Genomic DNA, 23,640 nt, shown 5'->3' with positions numbered 1-23,640 from the left:
CCCTGTGGGCATGTCTTCCTTTTCTTTTGGTTTTCAGGCGCGAGCCTGGTTCATTTTCCTTAATATGAAAAATACATTCATTACTTGAAAAAAAGACATGTTTGTGGGACGATGCGCACTTCGTACACAATGGCTGAACGCCACTGATTGAGGAGACGACGAAATGTCCGCAGAATCCAATGCGCCCGGCAACGTTTCGCCTGCCGATGCCGATCAACAGGAAACCCGCGAATGGACGGACGCGCTGTCCGCCGTGATCGAAACACAGGGCCCTGAACGCGCGCACTTCCTGATCGAGCAACTGCTCGAAACCGCCCGCCAGAGCAGCATCGACCTGCCGTTTTCGGCTACCACGGGCTATGTCAATACCATCGAGCCCACGCACGAGGCGCGTTGCCCCGGCAATATCGCCATCGAAAAGCGCTTGCGCGCCTATATGCGCTGGAACGCCATGGCCATGGTCGTGCGTGCCAACCGCCTGCACCCTGAGGATGGCGGCGATCTGGGGGGGCACATCGGCTCATTCGCGTCGCTGGCCAGCATGTGGGGCGCCGGATTCAACCATTTCTGGCATGCCGAGAGCGAAGGCCATGGCGGCGATTGCCTCTACATCCAGGGCCATAGCGCCCCCGGCATCTACGCCCGCGCCTTCCTGGAAGGCCGTATCACCGAGGATCAACTGGAGAACTTCCGCCAGGAAGTAGGCGGCAAGGGCCTTTCCAGCTACCCGCATCCCAAGCTGATGCCCGGTTTCTGGCAGTTTCCCACCGTCAGCATGGGCCTTGGCCCCTTGATGGCCATCTACCAGGCGCGTTTCCTGAAATACCTGCATGCCCGCGGTATTGCCGACACTTCCAACCGCAAGGTCTGGGTGTTCCTGGGCGACGGCGAGATGGACGAGCCCGAGAGCACGGGCGCCATCAGCCTGGCGGCACGCGAAAACCTGGACAACCTGATCTTCGTCATCAACTGCAACCTGCAGCGGCTGGACGGCCCGGTACGCGGCAATGGCAAGATCATCCAGGAGCTGGAGGGCGATTTCCGCGGCACCGGCTGGAACGTGATCAAGCTTATCTGGGGCAAGGGCTGGGATGAACTCCTTGCACGCGACAAGTCCGGCAAGCTGCGCCAGGTGATGATGGAAACGCTGGACGGCGACTACCAGGCCATGAAGGCCAACGACGGCGCTTACGTGCGCAAGCATTTCTTCGGCAAATACCCCGAGACCGCCAAGCTCGTCGAGCACATGACCGACGACGAGATCTTCGAGTTGCGCCGGGGCGGCCACGATCCCGAGAAGGTCTACGCCGCCTTCCATTCGGCCTACAACCACAAGGGCCAGCCGACCGTACTGCTGGTCAAGACGGTGAAGGGCTATGGCATGGGCAAGGCCGGCGAGGGGCTCAATACCGTCCACCAGACCAAGAAGCTCTCCGACGAAGACATTCGCTATATCCGCGATCGCTTCAACATCCCGGTGCCCGACAGCGAACTCGACAAGCTGCCCTACTACAAGCCGGCGGAGGACACGCCGGAGATGCGCTATCTGCACGAGCGGCGCAAGGCGCTGGGCGGCTACCTCCCGCACCGCCGCGTGAAGGCCGACGAGAGCTTCACCATCCCGTCGCTCGATACCTTCAAGGCCGTGCTCGAGCCGACCGCCGAAGGGCGTGAGATCAGCACCACCCAGGCTTTCGTGCGTTTTCTCACCCAGTTGCTGCGTGACAAGGCTTTCGGCCCCCGCGTCGTGCCCATCCTGGTCGATGAGGCGCGCACTTTCGGCATGGAGGGCTTGTTCCGCCAGATCGGCATCTACAACCCCAAGGGGCAGAACTACACGCCGGTCGACAAGAGCCAGGTGATGTACTACAAGGAGGCCACGGACGGCCAGATCCTGCAGGAAGGTATCAACGAAGCTGGCGGCATGTCCAGCTGGATCGCGGCGGCCACGAGCTACAGCACGAGCAACCGCATCATGATGCCGTTCTACGTGTACTACTCCATGTTCGGCTTCCAGCGCGTGGGCGATCTGGCCTGGGCGGCCGGCGACATGCAGGCGCGCGGCTTCCTGCTGGGCGGCACCAGCGGACGCACCACGCTCAATGGCGAAGGCCTGCAGCACGAAGACGGCCACAGCCATATCCTGGCGGGCACCATTCCCAACTGCATCACCTACGACCCGACCTTCGCGCACGAAGTGGGCGTGATCCTGCATCACGGCTTGAAGCGCATGGTGGAAAAGCAGGACAACGTCTTCTACTACCTGACGCTGCTGAACGAGAACTACGCCATGCCGGGCCTGATCGAAGGCACCGAAGAGCAGATCATCAAGGGCATGTACTTGTGCAAGCCCTCGGCCGAGGCCACTGGCAACGCACCCCGCGTGCAGTTGCTGGGCTCCGGTTCCATCCTGCGCGAAAGCATTGCCGCGCAGGACCTCCTGCTGAAGGACTGGGGCGTGGCTGCTGATGTCTGGAGCTGCCCCAGCTTCAACGAACTGGCGCGTGAGGGCCAGGACGTGGAGCGCTGGAATCTGCTGCACCCCACGGAGCCGCAGCGCGAAGCCTTCGTTACCACGCAGTTGAACCCCCATGAGGGTCCGGTCATCGCCTCGACCGACTACATCAAGAACTACGTCGAGCAGATCCGTCCCTTCATTCCCAAGGGCCGTGCCTACAAGGTGCTGGGTACCGACGGTTTCGGCCGCAGCGATTTCCGCTACCGCCTGCGCGAGCATTTCGAGATCAACCGCCACTACGTCACGGTAGCGGCGCTGCGCGCTTTGGCCGACGAAGGCAAGCTGCCGATGGACCGCGTCGCGGCCGCCATCAAGCAATACGGCATCGACGCCGACAAGATCAACCCGCTGTACGCCTAAGAGGGGACGAACATGGCATTGGTGGAAGTCAAAGTCCCTGATATTGGCGACTTCGCGGAAGTGGCGGTCATCGAGCTGCTGGTCAAGCCGGGCGATACGGTCAAGGCTGAGCAATCGCTCATCACGGTCGAGAGCGACAAGGCCTCCATGGAGATTCCCTCCAGCACGGCGGGCGTGGTCAAGGAGTTGAAAGTCGAGTTGGGCGACAAGGTGGCCGAGGGCTCAGTCGTGCTGCTGCTGGAGGCGGAAGGCGCGGGAGAGGCTTCCGAGTCGTCTCCTGCTCCCGCATCGGCGCCGGCCGCACCTGCACCCGCACCTGCTGCTCAGGCCTCGGCGCCAGCGCCGCAGGCCGCTGCCAGCGGTCCGGTGGAGGTGTACGTGCCTGATATCGGTGATTTCAAGGATCTCGCCGTGATCGAGGTGTTCGTCCAGCCTGGAGACACCGTGAAGGTGGAGCAAAGCCTCATTACCGTCGAATCGGACAAGGCTTCGATGGAGATCCCTTCCAGCGCTGCTGGCGTCGTGAAGGAGCTCAAGGTCAAGCTGGGCGACAAGATCAACAAGGGCGATCTGCTGGCGGTGCTGGAGGGCGCTGCGGCGCCCGCGGCAGGCGCTCCGGCTCCTGCGCCCGCGTCCGCCGCCAGCGAGGAAAAGCCTGCCGCGGCTTCCGCGCCGGCATCGCCGCCTCAAAACTCATCGTCTCAAGCCTCGCCGTCTCCCGTGGCGGGCAAGGCGGGCGAAGCCGCGCACGATCCCACCAAGCCGCCGGTCGGTCTGCCCTATGCCAGCCCGAGCGTGCGCAAGTTCGCCCGCGAATTGGGCGTGCCGCTGGAAGAGGTCAAGGGAAGCGGTATCAAGGGCCGCATCACCCAGGAAGACGTACAAGCCTTTACCAAGGCCGTGATGGCTGGCACCTCGCGCACCAAGGCGCAGGGTGTGGCTGCACCGGCGGGCGGTGGCGTCACGGGAGGCGGTGAGTTGAGCCTGATTCCGTGGCCCAAGATCGACTTCGCCAAGTTCGGTCCGATCGAGCGCAAGGAGCTCTCGCGCATCAAGAAGATCAGCGGTGCCAACCTGTTGCGCAACGCCGTGATGATCCCGGCCGTCACCAACCATGACGATGCCGACATCACCGATCTCGAAGCCTTCCGCGTTTCGACGAACAAGGAAAACGAAAAGAGCGGCGTGAAGGTCACTATGCTGGCCTTCCTCATCAAGGCTTGCGTGGCGGCGCTCAAGAAATTCCCTGAGTTCAACTCGAGCCTGGACGGCGACGCGCTGATCTACAAGAACTTCTGGCACATCGGCTTTGCCGCCGACACGCCCAATGGCCTTGTGGTGCCCGTCATCAAGAACGCCGACCAGAAAGGCGTGCTGCAGATCAGCCAGGAAATGGGCGAGCTGGCCAAGAAGGCCCGCGATGGCAAGCTGGGTCCGGCCGACATGAGCGGCGCCACGTTCACCATCAGCAGCCTGGGCGGCATCGGCGGGCGTTATTTCACGCCCATCATCAATGCGCCCGAGGTGGCTATTCTGGGCGTTTGCCGCTCCACCACCGAACCGGTATGGGACGGCAAGGCTTTCCAGCCGCGCCTGATGCTGCCGCTCTCGCTCACCTGGGACCACCGTGTGATCGACGGCGCCGCGGCCGCGCGCTTCAATGCCTATCTCGGCCAGATCCTGAGCGACTTCCGTCGCGTGCTGCTGTAAGGGGCTTGGCGATGAATGAAATTCAGATCAAGGTGCCCGATATCGGCGACTTCAAGGAAGTCGCCATCATCGAGTTGCTGGTTCAACCCGGCGACACCGTGAAGCAGGAGCAAAGCCTGATGACCGTCGAGAGCGACAAAGCCTCGATGGAAATCCCCTCCAGCCATGCGGGCGTGGTGAAGTCGCTGGCTGTGAAGCTGGGCGACAAGGTCAGCGAGGGGGCGGTGATCCTGACGCTGGAGGCCGCGGATGCCGCTGCTTCTCCGGCTGCGCCCAATGAAAGCAAGCCTGCCCCCGAGCCGGCACCTGCTGCCGCACCGGCAACTTCATCCGGCAGCGTGCAACCTGCACCGGCAGCGGCCAGCTATGGCGGCAGCGCCGATCTCGATTGCGATGTGGTGGTATTGGGCGGTGGCCCCGGCGGCTACAGCGCCGCATTCCGCGCCGCCGATCTGGGCCTGAAAGTGGTGCTTATCGAGCGCTACGCCACGCTCGGCGGCGTGTGCCTGAACGTGGGCTGCATTCCGTCCAAGGCGCTGCTGCACGTCGCTGCGGTGATGGACGAGGTGAGCCACCTGGCCGCGCTTGGCATCGACTACGGCGGCGCACCCAAGCTCGACATCGACAAACTGCGCGCCCATAAGGAAAAGGTCATCGGCAAGCTGACCGGCGGCCTGGGCGCCATGGCCAAGATGCGCAAGGTGACGGTGGTGCGCGGGTACGGCAGCTTTGTCGGCGCGAACCACATTGAGATTGAAGAGACCAGCGGCAACGGACAGGAGAAAACCGGCAAGAAGCAGGTGGTGCAGTTCAAGCGCGCCATCATCGCGGCCGGCTCGCAGGCTGTGCGCCTGCCCTTCATGCCGGAAGATCCGCGCGTGGTCGACTCCACCGGCGCACTGGCGCTCAAGGAAGTGCCCAAGCGCATGCTCATTCTGGGGGGCGGCATCATCGGCCTGGAAATGGGCACGGTGTACAGCACCCTGGGCGCGCGGCTCGATGTAGTTGAAATGCTCGATGGCCTCATGCAGGGCGCCGACCGCGACCTGGTCAAGGTGTGGCAGAAGATGAACGCGCCGCGTTTCGACAACATCATGCTCAAGACCAAGACGGTGGCCGCCAAGGCGACCGAGGCGGGTATCGAGGTCACGTTCGAGGGGGAGGGCGCTCCCGCGCCGCAAACCTACGATCTGGTCCTGCAGGCCGTGGGCCGCAGTCCCAACGGCAAGAAGATCGGTGCTGATCAAGCAGGCGTGGCCGTCACGGACCGCGGCTTCATCAACGTCGACATCCAGATGCGCACCAACGTGCCGCACATCTTCGCCATTGGTGACATCGTGGGCCAGCCCATGCTGGCGCACAAGGCGGTACACGAGGCGCATGTGGCCGCCGAGGTGATCGCGGGCGAGCTCAAGGGCGATGAGGCGCTGGCGCGCAGCGCGTTCAATGCCCGTGTGATTCCGAGCGTGGCCTATACCGATCCAGAAGTCGCCTGGGTGGGCCTGACCGAAGATCAGGCCAAGGCCCAGGGCATCAAGGTGAAGAAGGGCCTGTTCCCCTGGAACGCCTCGGGCCGTGCGATTGCCAACGGCCGCGATGAGGGCGTGACCAAGCTCTTGTTCGACGACAGCCCTGAAGCCCACGGCCACGGCAGGATCCTTGGTGGTGGTATCGTCGGCACGCATGCAGGCGACATGATCGGCGAGATCGCGCTGGCCATCGAGATGGGGGCTGACGCCGTCGATATCGGCAAGACCATCCATCCGCACCCCACGCTGGGCGAAAGCATCGGCATGGCGGCGGAAGTGGCGCACGGCAGCTGCACGGATGTGCCGCCGCAACGCAAATAACGCTTGTCTTCTCCTGGGATCGCCAAGCTCCAGCTTGGCGATCCCAACCTACCCCTCTGCCTCTCTTTTCAGCGGCAGATATAGCTGGACGCCACTCCGGGCGCAGCCCCTGTCGTCAGCACAGGCTTCTTGGGGTGCGAGCAGATGGGCAGGCTCAGCTTCCCGGAGGCTGCCGTGAGTTCGATGCGTTCGGGCGCAATGCCTTTTTCCACCCAGTCGCGCAGGGCATTGAACATCTCGTCGCGCCCGGTCGAGGGTTGTGGCAGAGGCGCCTCTGCAAAGGGGGTGACGGCTCCGTTCAGATCAACCGATGCGGTGAGATTGAACGAACCGCTGTGCCCCAGGCCAGGGATGAAGAACAGCCGGTTGAACGCCTGCACCTTGTCCACGCCGCCCATTTTCTGCACCAGGCGGTCAAAATAGTTGAGCGACCCTTGGGGCATGATGAGTTGGTCCGACAGCCCATGGTAAGACAGCACCTTGGCGCCGCGATCCCGCAAGGCCGAAAGATCGGGTGAGTCGGTATTGATGTCAGAGTACTGCGCCTGCATGGCCAGGCCTTTCTCGTAGACCTGAACGAGATCGGCGTAGCTCAGCTTTTTCCAGCCGTCCTCGGCATTGCCTGTGGCGTTCTTGAACATGCCCTTTTGTGCGATGCCTGGGTTCTTCAGAGAAAGCGCTGCCATTTGTGAGGCAATGGGAAACGGCGCCTGCTCGCCCGCCAGTCCCGTCAGGTCAGTGCCTCTGGTGGGGCCCCACCAGAGCTGCCCCTGGGTGGAGGCGAGGGTGCCCGAACGGCTGGTGTTCGGCTGTGGGGTAGTGGCGTTTCCGCCGCGTGTCATGCCGGACCAGATCTTCTTGAGGGCTTGAGCTTCCTTGGCGCCAAGGCAAGTGGCCTCGGTGCTTCTGCCCCGCACATTGGCTTCCCCCCGTTCGCCACGGCAAAGCGCCGCGGCGTCGCGCGCGGGGTTGTAGGCGCAGGCCAGCGGATCCAGCAGAAAGCCCCAACTGGCTTGCGCGCCGCCGCAGGACTGCAGCGCGCGCGCGCTGGCGGCATGCAGTTTGGCATTCAGAATGGTATGGCCCAGATCCCGCTGCATCACGACCTGCGGATACAGCTCGGCGGTAATGAAGCGCGTCCAGTTGAAGGCGGGCGCCCCAGCGAGGATGCCATCGTACTGCTCGGGGTATTTCTGGGCCAGCTTGTAGCCTTGGCGGCCGCCCGTGGAGAAGCCGTCGAAGTAGGCTTTGGTTTGCGCCTGGCCGTAGTAGGCCTTGACCACAGCCTTGGTCTTCAGCGCCTGCTCCAGCAGGCTGCGTTCGGCGAAGTCGCGCCAGAGAACGGTATTGATGGAGCCGTCGGGGTTCATGGCGAACGAGGCGTTACGGCCGGAGACCGTACCGCCGTGGCCGTGATCGGAGCCGCTGACCGCATAGCCTTTCTGCACGGCCCCCAGGAAGAGCGGATTGCCGCCGCCGTTTTGCCCGATGCGCGTGGCGTCGGCATAGTAGCCCCCCGCCCAGCCGCCGCTGCCGTAGGCTCGAATGATGTGATTCCATTGCGCGCGCGCAGGCAGCCAGACCTCGATGCCGATGCCCGGAGAGGTGGAGGGGGCATCTGCGGGTCCGGGGTTGCCTGGCCCCACCACCAGCTTGACCATGCACACGTCGGCAGTAGTCTTCGGGAAGGGCTCGGGGGAGTTTTCGAGACGCACGGCTTCACCGGCCTTGAAGCTCTTGACCGCGATGATGCGGGTTTGCGGATCTATCTTGAGTTGGCCGATGCCTTGCATGTCGCAGGCAAGAGGCGCGCTGGGAGCATCGGTAGAAGAGGCGGGGGCTTGGGGGTGCTGGAGCAGGCGGCCAGCACGGCCAGGCTCAGCAGAGCCGCAGGGTAGGTGATCTTCTGGCAGGCGTGGTGTTTCACGGCGAGTGTCTCCTGATTCAGTAAAACGCAGGACGCATCGTAAAACCAATTTCGGGTGCCAGGGATCCTCGGGCTCTGTGGGAAACTCGGCTGATGCCGTATTTCACTCGTTCAGCCTCGCGCATCCAATGGAGCCATACGCCGGCGATTCTGTTGGCGCTGACCGCTTTCACCTGCTCTGCCGCAGAGGCCGAGCTGCCCGCGAGAAAACCGTTCTATATCGTGCCGACGTTCGAAGGCCTTCTGCTTTGCGACGAAGCACGCGAAGACCAGAAGCAGGCAAATTTCAATCTGGCATTGCAGGCATGTGACCGCACGGGCCGCGATGGTTCCGCGGCGCTCAACCGCATGCTGGATGTGCTAGAACCTGGCGGTCCCAAGGGGCAGGTTCAGGTGGGTTACCTGCTCACCGTGCAATTGCTCAGCCTGTACAAACCCCAGGGGGATGGATGGGTCATCGACGACCGGCGCCTTGACGCCATGCTGCGGATGCTGACCGAAGTGAAGCGCCCGGCAGTCGTCTACCTGCAGTCCACGCACTTCGATACCCAGGGCCCGCTGCCCGCCGCATTGGCGAAAGACCCGCGCAACCTGCTCCTGTTCGCCGATGGCAAGCCGCCGCAGCTAGGGTACTTCGGTTTCGCCATCTCTCCTTTCACGCTATCGCCGGATCCGGCCCTGCCTGTCAACGCCTACCGCTTCGCGGCGCTGCGGCATGTGATCAAGCGCATGCAGGCCTTGCCCGCAGAGGCGCGCGAGCGGATTGTGGGCATCACGCTCGCGGGCGAAGCGCATCAGCTCTTTCCGGATTTCGAGAACGGCATGGGGGCGTATGAGGATATCCGCGTCACTGACTACAGCCCCGCTTCGGTCGATGGGTTTCGGCGCATGCTGGCCAAGCGCTATGGCAGCATCGAGAAACTGAACGCCGCCATGGGCTTCAATGAAACCTCGTTCGAGGCCGTGGCAGCACCCAGCAAGAACATCCGCAAGGAGCGGCTCAACCGCTTCAGTGAGCACTACGACGCCTGGGCAGACGGCTACCTGCCTATTTCCGGCTGGGTTTTTGATCCCGAGGGCCGGATCAACGAGCTCCTGCTGTATGTCGATGGAAAGCTAGTGGGGCCGGTGCAGCGCGGCATGAACCGTCTGGATGTGTACCGCGCGGTGGAGGAGATCACCACGCCCAACGTGGGATTCCGCCATGACCTGGATTTCAGCGCCATGACGCCTGGCCGGCATCGGGCGCAAGTCATCGCGGTTTCAGGACCGGACCGCTACCTGCTGGCCGAAGTGCCCTTTGTGGTGGTCGGCCGGGACCAGGCCAAGGTGCCGGATGCGCTGCCTGCGGGGGTAGATGGGCTGAAGACCGAAGGCTCGCTTTCGCGCACGCGCACTTTTATCAACAAGGCGCTGCGCAAGCTGGGGTTCGACCGGCCTTTGCCCGGGCCGGCCGCTTTGCCGGGCGTTCGCTCGTGGCTGGACATGCCCAGGGCGCTGCAGGACGTCTACTACAACCCGCTGGCGCGCGAATGGAACCGGTATCGCGATGGGCAGACCCTGGCCTTCATGACGGCATTTTTCAATGTGGCAAAGGAAGCAGGTCTTCCGGCGGACATGCTGTTTTCACACCAGATCATCCCCAGGGTCAATTCCTCGTGGAACCCTCAATTGTTCGCCGTGGACAGCACCCTTCAGCCGAACCTCCCCTGGCGGCCCGGCATCAACATGTACGGCGGCGCTACCAACAGCGCGTGGATGCGTGACTTCATGCGGCGGCGGCAAATGAGCGATTACGGCGCTCCTGAGTTTCATCCGCAGCAGTGGAAGCAGCCGGGGGCCGCATTGGCGGCCTTGCGCTCCCAGTATGACGCGGGGGCGCGCTTTGTCAGTCCCATGTATTTTTCGCTCGTGCCTGACCGGTTCAAGGGAAGCGCCGAGAGCGCCGTCAATCGTATGGAGATCCGTCCGGACAATGCCAAGGATGGTTCGGATCAGTTCTACCAGGCCATCCGGGATTTCGCGAAGAATTGATGGCGCATTGAACTCCCCTTTCCCCTTGCGGTAGAGGGGCAGGGCAAGGGGGGTTACAGCCGCGCCAAACGCTCGGAAGCCGCCAGCAAGGTCTCATCCTTCTTGGCAAAGCAAAAACGGATCACCTTCTGATCGAACCCTCCGCCATAGAAAGCGGAAAGCGGAATCGCCGCCACACCCACTTCGCGTGTGAGCCATTGGCAGAAATCGGCCTCGGGCAAATCACGCTCCGGCACGGCCAGATCGGCGATCGAGACGCACTGAAAATAAGTGCCTTCGCATGGCAGCAGCCTGAATTTCGTCTTCTCCAGCCCGGCGCGGAACAGGTCGCGCTTGGCGGCATAGAACGCCGGCAGATCCAGATAGGGCCGTGCGTCCTGCATGTACGCCGCCAATCCATACTGCATGGGGGTGTTCACGGTGAACACGTTGAACTGATGCACTTTGCGGAACTCGGCCGTCAGCGCCGCCGGCGCGGCCACATAGCCGACCTTCCAGCCCGTGACGTGGTAGGTCTTGCCGAAGCTGCTGACGATGAAGGCCCGAGCGGCAAGGCCCGGGTAACGCGCCACGCTTTCATGCCGCAATGGGGCATACACCATGTGTTCGTACACCTCGTCGCTGATTACGAGCACATCGGTCGGGGCGAGCAGCTCTTCCAGTTGCCGCATCTCGGCGGGAGACCAGACCGTACCGCTAGGGTTGTGCGGGCTGTTGATGATGATGGCGCGTGTTTGGGGCGAGAGCGCCGCGGCGATCTTGCCGAAATCGGGGCGGAAGGTGCCCGGCGTGAGCGGCACGGGCACGACCTTGGCGCCTGTGAGCTCGATGTTGGGGACGTAGCTGTCGTAGCAGGGTTCCAGCACGATCACCTCATCGCCTGGGCCCACGCAGCACAGAATGGCTGTCAGAATGGCCTGGGTTGCTCCTGCCGTGACCGTGATTTCCGTGGCAGCGTTATATTGGCGGTCGTAGAGTGCTTCGATTTTTGAAGTGATCGCTTCGCGCAGCGGAGCTGCCCCCGGCATGGGCGGGTACTGGTTCTGGCCTTGCCGCATGGCGGCGGACACCGCATCCACCAGAGTCGGGTCGCAGTCGAAATCCGGAAATCCCTGGCCCAGGTTCACGGCCCGGTGCTCGGCGGCCAGCGCCGACATCACGGTGAATATGGTTGTGCCCACTTGGGGCAGGCGGGACGGAAAAGCAGGCGTCTTGGCGGTCATGGTCTCGGGATCTCTACAACTCGTAATCGTTCATGTGGCCCACCATGGCCTTCATGATCAGGTCGCGATCCAGCCGGTCAGACAGCAGGCTCGCAAAGTGATAGACGAAATGCCGCAGATAGGCGCCGCGCTTGAGCGCGATGCGGGCCACGTTCTGGCCCAGAAGCTGCCCCAGCGGGCGGGTGGTCAGATCCGGGTCGGAATCGCTTTTGACCGCCATTTCCGCCACGATGCCGATTCCCAGCCCCAGGCGCACGTAGGTCTTGATCACATCGGAGTCGATGGCTTCCAGCGCGATGCGCGGTTCCAGGTGGCGCTGGGCGAAGGCGCTGTCGATGCGGGTGCGGCCGGTAAATGAGGGGTGATAGGTGATCAGCGGCTCCGCCGCGATGTCCTCCAGCGTCACGCGTTCCTTCTTGGCCAGCGGATGGTCCACGGGCAACACCAGCACATGTTCCCACTCATAGCAGGGCAGGGTCACGATCTCGGGGTAGCTGGCGAGGGATTCTGTGGCCATGCCGATGTCAGCGGTTTCCTCGATCACCATGCGCGCCACCTGATCGGGCGAGCCCTGGTGCAGGCTGACATTGACTTTGGGGTACGTTTCCCTGAGCTTGGCCACTGGCACCGGCAGCACATAGCGCGCCTGGGTGTGCGTGGTGGCGATCGACAGCATACCGCTGTCCTGCGCGCTGTACTGATCGCCAATGCGCTTCAGGTTACCTACTTCGCGCATGATGATGGAAATGCTTTCCAGCACGTGCTGCCCCGGTTCGGTGATGCGCTTGAGGCGCTTGCCGTGGCGGCTGAAAATCTCGATACCGAGCTCTTCCTCCAACTCGATGATCGCCTTGGAAACCCCTGGCTGCGACGTATGCAGCGCCTTGGCCGCCTCCGTCAGGTTCAGATTGCGGCGGACAGCCTCCTGAACGAAGCGAAATTGGTGGAGGTTCATAGAGGGTAGGGCATATGAAATCTAATTATTATGCCTTATTGATCTAAAGGGGTTGGGTGAGGGGATTCCCGGGGGGATGGCGATCTCGGTAAAGTCAGCTGCTCCGTGGCGTCATGAGCGCATATAAATGTTGACACTGAAGCAGATTCAAGCCGTTTACTGGGTTCACGTACTGGGCGGATATCACGCGGCGGCGGAACACCTGCATGCCACGCAATCGGCCATATCCAAGCGTGTGCTGGAGTTGGAGGAGGCGCTCGATGTGAAGCTTTTCGAGCCGATGAACAGGACTCAGCTTACCCTGAAGGGCAGGGAAATCCTGGGTGATCTGGAGCAGATGCTGGAGCTCCAGCGCAACATCATGCTGCGTGTTTCGGACGAGGCTATGTATGCGGGAGATTTTCGCCTGGGCGTTTCCGAAATGGTCGCGCTGACATGGTTGCCCGCGCTCGTGGCCGCAGTGAAGGAAACCTTTCCTCGCCTGGTCCTGAAGCCCTCCGTCGATCTCACTTCGGTGCTCTGGAACCAGATGCGCAATCAGCGCCTGGACATGATCATCTGTCCCATGATGGGCGAGGAGCCGCTCAGCTTCAGCAGTTCCGTGTTGAAAGTCATGTCAGCCCGCTGGATGTGCAAGCCTGGCCTTCTGCCTGCGCCTGACAGCCGCGGAAGGCACGGCTTGCAGGCCATACAGAAGCAGCCTCTGCTGACTCATTCCGAGGGCTCGCGCCTGTATCTTGAAATCGCGCATTCGCTGCAGCAGGCTGGGGTCCGCTTCGACAAACCAATCCACTGCAACAGCCTGATCGCCCTGGCGGAACTGGCGACGGCCGGGCTGGGCGTCACCTGCCTGCCCGAAGAGTATTTCAATACCTACGTGCAGCATGGTGATCTCCAGATCTTTCAATGGAGCGTGGTGCCGGCGGAACTGGAGTTCCGGGCCATCCACCGCAGCGACATCGTCAGCGAGCGCATCGCCGAGATTGCGCACGGCGTTTGCGATTTTCGCCATCCGCGCGGCCTGTATCCCCGGCGCTCATGATTCCATTTGGGAATTCACATGGAGAATAAAAGTCGCTTTATCTATCGGAAGGTGAATCCTATGATGCCCCTCGAGTGGTATCAATCAAGTGGAATTCGCCATGGAAACGATGAAAGCGCTGATTCTGAAGTCAGCCGGGGGCAGTGAAAATCTGGAGCTCTGCGAAGTACCCGTTCCACCGGTTCGGGCTGGGCAGGTGCTGGTGGAGGTGGCCGCCACCTCCATCAATCCCATAGACATCAAGATCCGTGAAGGTCTGCCGGTGGGGCCGCAGTTGCCTTCGTCCATCGGCTGCGACGTTTCCGGCACGGTCCGTGCCGTGGGCCCGGGCGTGACGGCTTTCCGCGCGGGCGATCAGGTCTATGGCTGCGCCGCTGGTGTGAAAGGCATGGGCGGTGCCATGGCGCAGTTTGTCGCAGCCGACGCGCGCTTGTTGGCCTTGGCGCCACGCAGCATGCCGCTGACGGATGCGGCCGCGCTGGCGCTGATCGGCATCACGGCTTCCGAAGGTCTCCGCCGCAGCCAGGTGCAGGAAAACGAGTGGGTGCTCATCCAGGGGGCCAATGGCGGGGTGGGACATATAGCCTTGCAACTTGCCGTGGCACGCGGCGCAAGGGTAGCGGCTTCCGTCCGCAGTGAAGATGGTGCCCGCATCGCCCGTGAACTGGGCGCCCATGAAGTCATCGTCGGCAATGATCCGGCTCACCGCGCCGCAGAGATTCAGCGCATCACCTCAGGCAAGGGCTTCGATGCCGTGTTCGACACGGTGGGCGGTGCATCGCTGGATGCCGCGCTGCAGGCGGCGGCGGTCAACGGCCGGGTGGCGGCGATTGCCGCGCGTTCCACGCATGACCTCTCGCCCATGCACGCCAAGGGCTTGACGCTGAGCGTGGTGTTCATGTTGATCCCCTTGCTGCACGATGTTGGCCGCGAGCGCCATGGCCAAACCTTGTCGGAGCTGGCCGGGCTGGTCGATGCCGGGAAGGTCAAGGTCCGCATCGATCCCACGCCGTTCGATCTGCCGCATGCCGGTGCCGCGCAGGACTTCTTCAGCTCCGGCCAGGCCCGGGGCAAGGTGCTGATCCGCGTGGCCTGATCCGCGATATCGGGTACCTCGCGAAAGGGGAAGCGGGGAAGCGTGGGGCCATTTTCTATTTTTCAGACGTGATGGAATGACATGAAGATACAACGCATCGAGACATTCTTCTTTCATCCAGGCAGCGGCAAGAACCTGCTGTTTTGCCGCGTGGAGACCGATGACGGCATCCATGGCTGGGGGGAATCCTACGTGGGCGTGAAGAAGGAGCACGTGGTCGAGGAGTACATCAAGGCGATGGCTCCCTACGTGATCGGGCGCGATCCCGTGAACATCCGCCATACGGCGCAGGTCATGTTCGATGATTTCGCGATCCGCCGCTCCAGCGTGGATTTCTTCTGCGCCTGGAGCGCCATAGAACTGGCCCTATGGGACATCGTGGGCAAGCGTGCCGGCATGCCCGTCTATCAGCTGCTGGGCGGCGCATGCCGAGAGCAGGTCAAGGTGTATGCCAACGGCTGGTGGTATGGGGTGGACTCGATCGATTCCACCGTCGAGCGGGCGCTCAAGGTCAAGGAGATGGGTTTCACGGCCTTGAAGTGGGATCCGTTCCCGGGTCCCTGGCGGACGTTCATCAGCCGCGCGGAGGAGGACTATGCCGTCGACAACGTGCGGGCGGTGCGCGAAGCGCTGGGACCTGACATGGATCTGTTGATCGATGCGCACCGGCGGGTGGCCCCTCACCATGCCATCCGCGTGGCCAGGCGGCTCGAGGAGTTCGACATTTTCTGCTATGAGGAGCCCAGTCTTTCCGACAACATCGAGCTGGTGGCAGCAACCCGCCGTGCCATCTCCACGCCGGTGGTGACGGGCGAGACGCTCTACACCAAGGAAGACTTCGCCCGAGTGCTCGAGCATCGCGCGGCCGACATGCTGAACCCCGACATCTGTGCAGTAGGCGGCCTTCTGCAGATGCTGGACATCGCGACGATGGCGCAGCCGCACGCGGTGGGGATCTGCCCACACAACTACAACAGCACCATCGTGGGCCTCGCGGCGACGGTTCACTACTCGGCGCTCATCACCAACTTCGTGATCGCCGAGTGCTTCATCAACCTGCAGGACGCCTGCGACACCATCGCCGCCCCGGGCATCGCCATGAAAGACGGCTGGGCGGATATTCCCACCGCGCCGGGATGGGGCGTGGACATCGACACGAAGGCCCTGCTGGAGCGGCCCTACAAGGATTTTCCGTTCAAGAGCATGCGCACGTACCACGAGGAGTTTCCGCGCAAGAACTATGTCTGGGGCGTGGCCAACGTCACGCGCTGAGCAAAGAGTTTGTTCCCGATCGCTTTCACACAGAAGTCATATTCAAGGAGCCCTACATGACATCCATTTCCGAGCAGAAAGCCGCTGTGCTCAAGCAATATGAGGCCTATGCCTCCGTATCGGCGGCCACCGCGCACGAGGCCATGGGCCGGCGCGGCGCGCTGGATTCGGCGATCAAGCCGATACGCCATGGCATGCGGGTGCTGGGCCGTGCCTTCACCTGCCGCTGCGACCCGAACGACAACCTCACGCTGCACGCCGCGCTGAAGATGGCCCAGCCCGGCGACGTGCTGGTGTGCGATGGCGGCGGCTTCACGGAGCAGGGCATGTTTGGGGATGTCATGGCGAGCTGCGCAGTGGGTCGCGGGCTGGCAGGTCTGGTGGTCGACGGCGGGGTTCGGGACTCCGAGACCATCTCGCAGATCGGCTTTCCGGTGTTCTCCCGTGCCATCTGCATCAAGGGGGCGGTCAAAGAGACGCTGGGACAGCTGCAGATTCCGGTCGTGGTGGGCGGCGTGTTGGTGGCGCCTGGCGACCTTGTCATCGGCGATGACGATGGAGTGTGTGTCGTGCCGGCCTCGGAGGTGGGCCCGCTGGCAATCAAATGTGTGGAGCGCGAGGCCAAGGAGACACGCTTTCGCGAAGCCCTGCTGGCTGGAAAGGCCACGTGGGACATGCTCAACCTCGATGCGCTGCTCAAGGCCAAGGGTGTGGCGTCCCCGTTCGGCTCCTGAGCGCGTTCCCAATGACACCATGAAGAAGCCATGAAGAAGGAGTAACCATGCCCAAGCCACAACCCATCCACTACGAGGAAGCTTCCGCCGAGGTCCGCGCGGTGTTCGACGACATCAAGCGCACCCGGAACATTCCGGACGTGAACAACATGTGGAAGTATCTCGCGCGCGATCCAGCGACGCTGCGCCGCACTTGGGAAAGCGTCAAGGAGGTCATGGGGCCGGGAGAGCTCCCGCTCCTGACGAAGGAGCTGATCTACCTGGCGGTGAGCGTGACCAACAACTGCGGTTACTGCATTGCGAGCCACAGCGCGGCCGCCACCAAGGCAGGCATGACGGATGCCATCTTCGGCGAGGTCATGGCCATCGTGGGGATGGCCAATGAAACCAACCGGTTGGCCAATGGCTACAGGGTACCCATCGATCCCGCCTTCGAGTAGCCGCCGCACCCCATTGAAGGGAAAGGGAGGGCCGTGCGCCAGGATCAGGCGCGCGCGCCCTCGACAAAAATCAAGGAGACAAGAGATGCTGGCACCCCCGAAGGTACACCGCCGCCGCCTCGTACAGGCCGTGCAAGCGTTCGCCATGCTGGCCCTGAGCAGCGAGTTGCTGCCCGCGCGAGCAGGCACGGACTATCCGGAAAAACCCATCAAGCTGCTCGTTCCTTTCGCGCCAGGGGGCGGGCAGGATCTGTTCATCCGCAACCTGCTGCCGCGCCTGGCCGAGTTGTTGGGACAGCAGGTGGTGATCGACAACCGTGCAGGTGCCTCGGGCAACATCGCTGCTGCAGCGGTGGCCCAGTCGGCCCCGGATGGCTACACGCTGCTTCTGGGCACCGCGGCCACGCACGGTATGAACCAGACCATGTTCAGGAACATGCCCTTCGATGCACAGAAGAGCTTCGAGCCGGTCACGCTGCTGGCCGAGGTACCGCTCGTGCTGGTGGTCCATCCGAGCGTGCCCGCCAACGATGTGAAGGGCCTGGTGGCATACCTGAAGGCCAATCCCGGCAAGTTCTCGTATGGCTCTTCCGGCACGGGCGCTCCGTTGCATCTGGCGGGGGAGCTGTTCAAGGGCGTCACGGGGGTGGACATCCTGCATGTGCCCTACAAAGGCTCCGCGCCCGCCATCGTGGACCTGCTGGCGGGCCGCACGATCATGCAGTTCGACACCTTTGCGGCGACCAATTCGTACGTCAAGGCGGGCAAGCTCAAGCGCCTGGCCGTGGCCAGCGCCAGGAGGGCGAAGTCCGCGCCGGAGGTGCCCACGCTGCTGGAGCAGGGCTACGACGTCCAGGCCTACTCCTGGAGCGGTCTGTTCGCGCCCGCAAGGACTTCCGCGGCCATCGTGGACAAGCTGGCTGCCGCATTCGCGAAGGCCGTCAACGATCCGGCTGTCCGGGAAAAGCTCTATGACATCGGCTTCGAGCCGGTTTCCGGCTCCGGCCCGGCTCAATTGAGGGATTTCGTGGCCAGCGAACTGAAGAAGTGGCCCGAGATCGTGCGTCTGGCCAACATCAAAGCGGAGTGATGTGATGAAGAAGATCCTGAAATCGCGCCGGATGGTCCTGCCGCTTCTCGCCACGCTCGCCGCCTGCCTGGCGGTGCTGCCCGTGGCCGCGCAGACCTGGCCCGCAAGACCGGTCAAGCTCATCGTTCCCTTTCCACCCGGCGGCGGAAACGATGTCTATGCGCGCGAACTGGGGCAGGCCTTGCAAAAGCGCCTTGGGCAGCCGTTCGTGGTGGACAACCGTGCGGGCGCCGCAGGCAACATCGGCATTTCCGCCGCCGCCAATAGTCCGGCGGATGGCTACACCCTGCTGGTTGTCTCGAACACACTGGTGACCAACCCGGCGCTATCCGCCAACGCACCCTACGACATCTACAAGGATTTCGTTCCGGTATCGCTGGCGGCCAATCTTCCGGTGGCGCTCATCGCCAGCCCCGAGGTCAAGCAGAAGAACCTCAAGGACTTCATTGCCTACGCGAAGGAGCATCCGGGCAGGGTGACCTACGGCTCGGCGGGCGTGGGGGCGCCCCATCACTTGACAACGGAGTACTTTGCATCCAAGGCCGGGGTGCAACTGCTGCACGTGCCGTTCAAGGGACAGGGCCAGATTGTTCCCGAGCTGCTGGCCGGCCGGGTGGATACCGCGTTCCTGGCGATCGCATCCGTCATGCAGTTCCTGGAGGCGGGCAAGCTCCACGGCATTGCGCTCGCAGGCAGGGAGCGCACGCCCATCGCGCCCAAATTGCCTACGCTGGCGGAAGAAGGGCTGCCCGGCGTGAGCGTGGATTGGTGGCTCGGCGTACTCGCACCGGCAGGGACTCCGAAGGACATCGTGAAGAAGCTCAGCGCCGAGATCATGGCGTTGAATCAGCAGCCTGAATTCAAGGCACGCCTTGCACAGCAAGGTATCGACGTGGTCGGCAGCAGTCCGGAGCAATTCGCGGCGGTCCTCAAGGAGGAGGTTCCGCGCTGGAAGGAAGTCGTCAGGAACGCGGGGATCAAGGCAGAATGAACGCAGTGCAAGAAGACGATGCGGTGGACTCCGGCGTGCATGCCGGGCTCGCTGCGTACGGAGACCGGTTGCTGGGCTTGATTCCGGCGTCGCGTATTCGGAAGGTAAGGTTCGAGCGCCCCTCGCCGGAGTTGATAGAAGGGTTCCGGCAGTTGCGCGACCTGACTTCCACGGTGGCCGATATCCTGGACACGCTGGGCTTCGACACGGCGATTCCCGCCAGCGAACTTCCTCCTCTGCGGGAGGGCCAGCGTATGGTGGGACCGGCCGTGACCATACGCCACATCGCAGCGCGCCGCTCGCCCGGCTACAACCTCGCTGCGGGTCATCCGCCGCCGCAACTGGGCGGGCGTGATCAGGTGACCTTGTGTGAGCGGGGAGACGTCATGGTGATCGAGGCCCGCGGCATACGCGATGCATCGAATTTTGGCGGCCTCATGGCCACTTCCATCAAGGAGGCAGGCATTGACGGTCTGGTGGTCGATGGCTGCGTGCGCGACGTGACTAACATGCGGGCCATGGGGTTGAACGTATGGGCCAAGGGTATCACTCCCAGAACCGGAAAGCACCGCATTGAACTGGCGGAATTCAATGGCCCCGTTGAAATCGCGGGGGTGCAGATCCGGCCGGGCGATCTGGTGCTGGGCGATAGCGATGGCGTGATCGTGGTGCCATTGGAAGTGGCCGGTGAAGTACTGAAGCGCGCCGTGGTGGCCACGGCGCGTGAAGAGAGGCTGGTAGCGGCGCTGGAGGCAGGGGCCACGCCTCAGGACACCGCCAGGATCCTGCCGCCGGATAAATGGTGAGCGCCATGGACACGCCAAACAATGGTTTCGGTCCCGACATCCGGATAGGCCTGATCGGTACCGGTCAGTTGGGCCTCTCGCTGGCGTCGTCGCTGATCAAGGCGGGCGCGAGACATGTCATCGCGCACAACGTGCCCGCCGACGAGGCCGCGCGCGCCCGCGCGGAAGGCATAGGCGCCGTGTGGAGTGCTACCGCGCAGGGGCTGCGCCATGCACAGGTGGTCTTCAGTGCCGTCACGCCCATGGCCGCAGTGAGCGCCGCGCAGGCCTGTGCGCCGGAGCTCGCGCCCGATGCGGTCTATGTCGATCTCAATTCCATGGGGCCGGTGCAAAAGCGTGCGGTCGCAGACGCCGTCGCCCGAGCGGGCCGGAAGTTCGTCGACGGCGCTGTGCTTGGCGCCGCGGCGGATGGTATCCGCATGCCGATCATCCTGGCCGGGCCGGAGGCGCAGCGCGTGGCCGGCAGTCTCTCCTTGTTCGGCATGAATGCCCGTGCAGTGGGCCATGAACCAGGACAGGCGTCCGCGATCAAGATCGTGCGCAGCGTGCTGGCCAAGGGCCTGGAAACGCTCTATGTGGAGGCCTTGCTGGCCGCCACGCGCATGAACGTGGAGCAAGAGGTTCTGGGCACCTTCTGTGACTGGCTCGATGCCCGGCCTGCCGCCGCGACGGCCGAGCTGCTGGTGACCACGCATCTGTTGCATGCGCAACGGCGCATGCATGAGCTGGATATGTCCATTGAGGCCGTACGTGAGGCCGGTGTCGAACCCGTGATGGCTCGGGCTGTGCGCAACAGACTGGCCATGACCGCCGGGGCGGGAGTGGCTGCCCAGTTAGATGGCAAGCCGCCAGACAGTCTGGCTCAGGCGCTGGAGATGTTGAACAAGACGGCGGGCTTGAGCTAAGTCTCCGTGCCATTCGAATAGGCCTTGTAAGCCGGGCACTTGCTGCCCGTCCTACATTGCCTACCAGATCACGGCTCAGGCCAACTGCTTTCTCACTATAGCGGCTACGTTGCCGGCATCCACCCGAAAGAACTGCCGCAAGGCCGCGCGCGTATCGCTGCGGCCGAAACCGTCTGTACCCAGGGTGCGATAGCTCCGCCCGGAAGGAACGGAAGCCCGCACGGACTCGGGGAGGGCGCGCACATAGTCGCTCGCGGCCACGATGGGGCCCTGGGTGTCCGCCAGCAGCGCGTGCAGATAGCTGGCCTGCGCTTCATCGGCCGCATCGCGGGCCAGCTCGCTCCAACTCGTGATGCTGATCACATCCACCCCCACGCCTTCGGATGCCAATTGCTCGGCCGCGCGGATCACTTCGGTCAGGATGGCTCCCGATCCCAGCAGCGTGGCGCGCGGGCCTGCCTGGCCCGCCGAAGGCCCATAGCTTGCAAACCGGTAGGCGCCGCGCAGAACGCCTTCCGCGGCCCCCTCGGGCAAGTCCGGCTGGGCGTAGTTTTCGTTCATGAGTGTGACGTAGTAGAAAACGTCTTTCTGCTCGATCAGCATTTCCCGCATGCCGGCATCCAGGATGACAGCCAACTCACCCGCGAAGGCGGGGTCGTAGGCTTTGCAGTTCGGAATGGTGGCGGCCATGAGGTGGCTGCTGCCGTCCTGGTGCTGCAAGCCTTCGCCTCCCAGCGTGGTGCGGCCCGAAGTGGCGCCCAGCAAGAAGCCGCGCGAGCGCTGGTCGGCCGCAGCCCAGATGGCGTCGCCCACCCGCTGGAAGCCGAACATCGAATAGTAGATGTAGAACGGCAGCATGGCGAATCCATGCACGCTGTAGCTGGTGGCGGCTGCCGTCCAACTGGCGATGGCACCGGCCTCGCTGATGCCTTCCTCGAGAATCTGCCCATCCAGCGCTTCACGGTAGCTGAGAACCGAGCCAATGTCCTCGGGCGCATAGCGTTGTCCCACGCTGCTGTAGATGCCCACCTGCTTGAACAGGTTGGCCATGCCGAATGTGCGCGCTTCGTCCGCCACGATGGGGACGATGCGGGGGCCCAGTTCGCCATCTTTCAGCAAGGTGCCCAGCATTCGCACGAAAGCCATGGTCGTGCTCATTTCCTTGCCGTCCGCCTTGAGCGCGAAACTGGCGTACCGGCTCATCTCGGGAACAGCCACTTGGCTGCAGGCGGTTTCCCGACGGGGCATCGCGCCACCCAACCGCGCCCGGTGCTCGCGCAGATAGCGCATTTCCGCGCTGTCTTCCGCCGGCTTGTAGAAGGCCAGGCCCGTGGCCTGTTCATCGGTCAGCGGCAACTGGAATCGGTTGCGGTATTCGATCAGATCGTCCGCATCCAGCTTCTTCTGGCTATGCGTGGTCATCTTGCCCTGGCCAGCGGAGCCCATGCCGTAGCCCTTTTTGGTGTGTGCCAGGATCACGGTCGGCTGACCCCGGTGCGCGGCAGCGGCTGCGTAGGCGGCGTGAATCTTGACGATGTCGTGTCCGCCGCGTTTCAACTGGTCGATCTGTTCGTCGGTGAGGCCCTGCACCAGGGCGGCGAGCTCCGGGTTTTGGCCGAAGAAGTGTTCACGGTTGTAGCGCCCGTCCTTGGCGGCGAAGGTTTGCATCTGGCCGTCCACGGTGTCCGCAAAAGCGCGCACCAGCGCGCCGCTGGCGTCGCCCGCGAACAGCCCATCCCAGTCGCTTCCCCAGATGAGCTTGATCACGTTCCAGCCCGCCCCTGAGAAGAGGCGTTCGAGCTCGTCGATGATCCGCCCGTTGCCGCGAACCGGCCCGTCGAGGCGCTGCAGGTTGCAGTTGACCACCCAGACCAGGTTGTCGAGCTTCTCGCGCGCGGCCAGGGTGAGTGCGCTCATGGACTCGGGCTCATCCATCTCGCCATCGCCGAACACCCCCCAGACCTTGCGGCCCTCGCAGTTCATCAGCCCCCGATGGGAGAGGTAGCGCATGAAGCGGGCGTGGTAGATGGAACTGATCGGCCCCAGGCCCATGGAACCCGTGGGGAATTGCCAGAAATCGGGCATCAGCCACGGGTGAGGGTAGCTGCACAAACCTTGTGCCCCTTGGCCCGAGGCGGTGATTTCCTGGCGGTAGTGCATCAGGTCTGTTCCGCTCAGCCGGCCTTCGAGGAAGGCGCGGGCGTAGACCCCCGGCGCGCTGTGCGGCTGAAAGAACACGAGGTCCCCGCCATCCCTGGCATCGTTTCCGCTGGCGGCTCCTCCCGCGTTCGAGCGCGCGCGAAAGAAGTGGTTGAAACCCACCTCGAACAGATCCGCCACGCTGGCGTAGCTGGCGATATGCCCGCCCAGTTCTCCATAGGCCTGGTTGGCGCGCACCACCATGGCCAGCGCGTTCCAGCGCATCAGCGAGGCCAGTTTGGCCTCTATCGCCAGATCGCCGGGGAAGGGCGCCTGCGCCTGCGCGGGAATGGTATTGATATAGGGCGTGTTGAGATCAGGCTGCCACTCGATCTGCTGGCTGCGGGCCAGGCGTACGAGTTCGTCGAGGATGAAGCGAGCCCGAGAGGGGCCGGCGTTGGCGGCCAGGGCAGAGAAAGATTCACGCCACTCGGTGGTTTCAGCCGGATCGGTATCCGTGGTCAGGGAGAAAGTATCCATGGTGACAC

The 23,640-nt window shown here is 63.3% G+C and carries 17 protein-coding genes; 13 read left to right on the top strand and 4 right to left on the bottom strand.

Annotated elements, in window-relative coordinates; all coding sequences use genetic code 11:
- Nucleotides 1–163 precede the first annotated feature (163 nt).
- From aceE to lpdA, 3 genes are read left to right on the top strand one after another with little or no spacing between them, the layout of a single operon-like run.
- Nucleotides 164–2,878: a pyruvate dehydrogenase (acetyl-transferring), homodimeric type gene (aceE, locus tag WJU18_RS21600; protein WP_423455574.1), complete on the top strand. Its 2,715-nt coding sequence runs from the start codon at nucleotides 164–166 to the stop codon at nucleotides 2,876–2,878.
- Nucleotides 2,879–2,890: 12 nt separating this feature from the next.
- The gene (aceF, locus tag WJU18_RS21595) at nucleotides 2,891–4,588 is read left to right on the top strand and encodes a dihydrolipoyllysine-residue acetyltransferase (protein WP_423455573.1); all 1,698 of its coding nucleotides are present in this window, start codon (nucleotides 2,891–2,893) and stop codon (nucleotides 4,586–4,588) included.
- Nucleotides 4,589–4,599: 11 nt separating this feature from the next.
- Nucleotides 4,600–6,438, top strand: a complete 1,839-nt coding sequence (gene lpdA / locus WJU18_RS21590; protein WP_423455571.1) for a dihydrolipoyl dehydrogenase — start codon at nucleotides 4,600–4,602, stop codon at nucleotides 6,436–6,438.
- A 68-nt stretch (nucleotides 6,439–6,506) separates the two neighbouring features.
- Here lpdA and WJU18_RS21585 read toward each other — a convergent pair whose 3' ends face one another.
- Nucleotides 6,507–8,231 (bottom strand): tannase/feruloyl esterase family alpha/beta hydrolase, encoded by a 1,725-nt coding sequence (locus WJU18_RS21585; protein ID WP_423455569.1) that lies wholly within the window; start codon nucleotides 8,229–8,231, stop codon nucleotides 6,507–6,509.
- Nucleotides 8,232–8,458: 227 nt separating this feature from the next.
- Here WJU18_RS21585 and WJU18_RS21580 point away from each other — a divergent pair, with 227 nt between their 5' ends.
- Nucleotides 8,459–10,399 (top strand): hypothetical protein, encoded by a 1,941-nt coding sequence (locus tag WJU18_RS21580; RefSeq protein ID WP_423455567.1) that lies wholly within the window; start codon nucleotides 8,459–8,461, stop codon nucleotides 10,397–10,399.
- Between the two features lie 53 nt (nucleotides 10,400–10,452).
- Here WJU18_RS21580 and WJU18_RS21575 read toward each other — a convergent pair whose 3' ends face one another.
- Both WJU18_RS21575 and WJU18_RS21570 read right to left on the bottom strand, forming a co-directional pair.
- A complete protein-coding gene (locus WJU18_RS21575; protein WP_423455565.1) occupies nucleotides 10,453–11,622 on the bottom strand; it encodes a pyridoxal phosphate-dependent aminotransferase in 1,170 nt (389 codons plus the stop codon).
- Nucleotides 11,623–11,635: 13 nt separating this feature from the next.
- Nucleotides 11,636–12,577, bottom strand: coding sequence for a CysB family HTH-type transcriptional regulator (locus WJU18_RS21570; RefSeq protein ID WP_423455563.1), 942 nt, complete (start codon nucleotides 12,575–12,577; stop codon nucleotides 11,636–11,638).
- 127 nt (nucleotides 12,578–12,704) lie between these two features.
- Between WJU18_RS21570 and WJU18_RS21565 the strand changes: the two genes are divergently transcribed.
- From WJU18_RS21565 to WJU18_RS21525, 9 genes are all read left to right on the top strand, one after another.
- A complete protein-coding gene (locus tag WJU18_RS21565) occupies nucleotides 12,705–13,619 on the top strand; it encodes a LysR family transcriptional regulator (RefSeq protein WP_423455561.1) in 915 nt (304 codons plus the stop codon).
- 100 nt (nucleotides 13,620–13,719) lie between these two features.
- Nucleotides 13,720–14,715 carry a zinc-binding dehydrogenase gene (locus WJU18_RS21560; RefSeq protein ID WP_423455560.1) on the top strand — a complete coding sequence of 332 codons (996 nt, stop codon included), beginning with the start codon at nucleotides 13,720–13,722 and terminating at the stop codon, nucleotides 14,713–14,715.
- An 81-nt stretch (nucleotides 14,716–14,796) separates the two neighbouring features.
- Nucleotides 14,797–15,987, top strand: a complete 1,191-nt coding sequence (locus WJU18_RS21555; protein WP_423455558.1) for a mandelate racemase/muconate lactonizing enzyme family protein — start codon at nucleotides 14,797–14,799, stop codon at nucleotides 15,985–15,987.
- A gap of 56 nt (nucleotides 15,988–16,043) precedes the next feature.
- Nucleotides 16,044–16,721, top strand: coding sequence for a 4-carboxy-4-hydroxy-2-oxoadipate aldolase/oxaloacetate decarboxylase (locus WJU18_RS21550; protein WP_423455556.1), 678 nt, complete (start codon nucleotides 16,044–16,046; stop codon nucleotides 16,719–16,721).
- A 47-nt stretch (nucleotides 16,722–16,768) separates the two neighbouring features.
- Entirely contained in the window at nucleotides 16,769–17,161 is a 393-nt protein-coding gene (locus WJU18_RS21545; RefSeq protein WP_423455554.1) for a carboxymuconolactone decarboxylase family protein, read from the top strand.
- An 85-nt stretch (nucleotides 17,162–17,246) separates the two neighbouring features.
- Nucleotides 17,247–18,251, top strand: coding sequence for a Bug family tripartite tricarboxylate transporter substrate binding protein (locus tag WJU18_RS21540; RefSeq protein WP_423455552.1), 1,005 nt, complete (start codon nucleotides 17,247–17,249; stop codon nucleotides 18,249–18,251).
- A gap of 4 nt (nucleotides 18,252–18,255) precedes the next feature.
- Nucleotides 18,256–19,242, top strand: coding sequence for a Bug family tripartite tricarboxylate transporter substrate binding protein (locus WJU18_RS21535; RefSeq protein ID WP_423455550.1), 987 nt, complete (start codon nucleotides 18,256–18,258; stop codon nucleotides 19,240–19,242).
- Complete coding sequence (locus tag WJU18_RS21530; RefSeq protein ID WP_423455548.1) at nucleotides 19,239–20,048, top strand: RraA family protein; 810 nt, start codon at nucleotides 19,239–19,241, stop codon at nucleotides 20,046–20,048. The genes WJU18_RS21535 and WJU18_RS21530 overlap by 4 nt, the downstream gene beginning before the upstream one ends.
- A 5-nt stretch (nucleotides 20,049–20,053) precedes the next feature.
- Nucleotides 20,054–20,953: an NAD(P)-binding domain-containing protein gene (locus WJU18_RS21525; protein WP_423455546.1), complete on the top strand. Its 900-nt coding sequence runs from the start codon at nucleotides 20,054–20,056 to the stop codon at nucleotides 20,951–20,953.
- A 75-nt stretch (nucleotides 20,954–21,028) separates the two neighbouring features.
- Here WJU18_RS21525 and mdeB read toward each other — a convergent pair whose 3' ends face one another.
- Complete coding sequence (gene mdeB, locus WJU18_RS21520) at nucleotides 21,029–23,632, bottom strand: alpha-ketoglutarate dehydrogenase (RefSeq protein ID WP_423455544.1); 2,604 nt, start codon at nucleotides 23,630–23,632, stop codon at nucleotides 21,029–21,031.
- Between the last annotated feature and the right edge of the window lie 8 nt (nucleotides 23,633–23,640).

Source organism: Ottowia sp. VDI28, assembly GCF_049532675.1.
Classification (GTDB): domain Bacteria; phylum Pseudomonadota; class Gammaproteobacteria; order Burkholderiales; family Burkholderiaceae_C; genus Ottowia.
The sequence above is the reverse complement of the archived record's forward strand: the minus strand, read 5'-3'. Positions and strand labels throughout refer to the sequence as shown.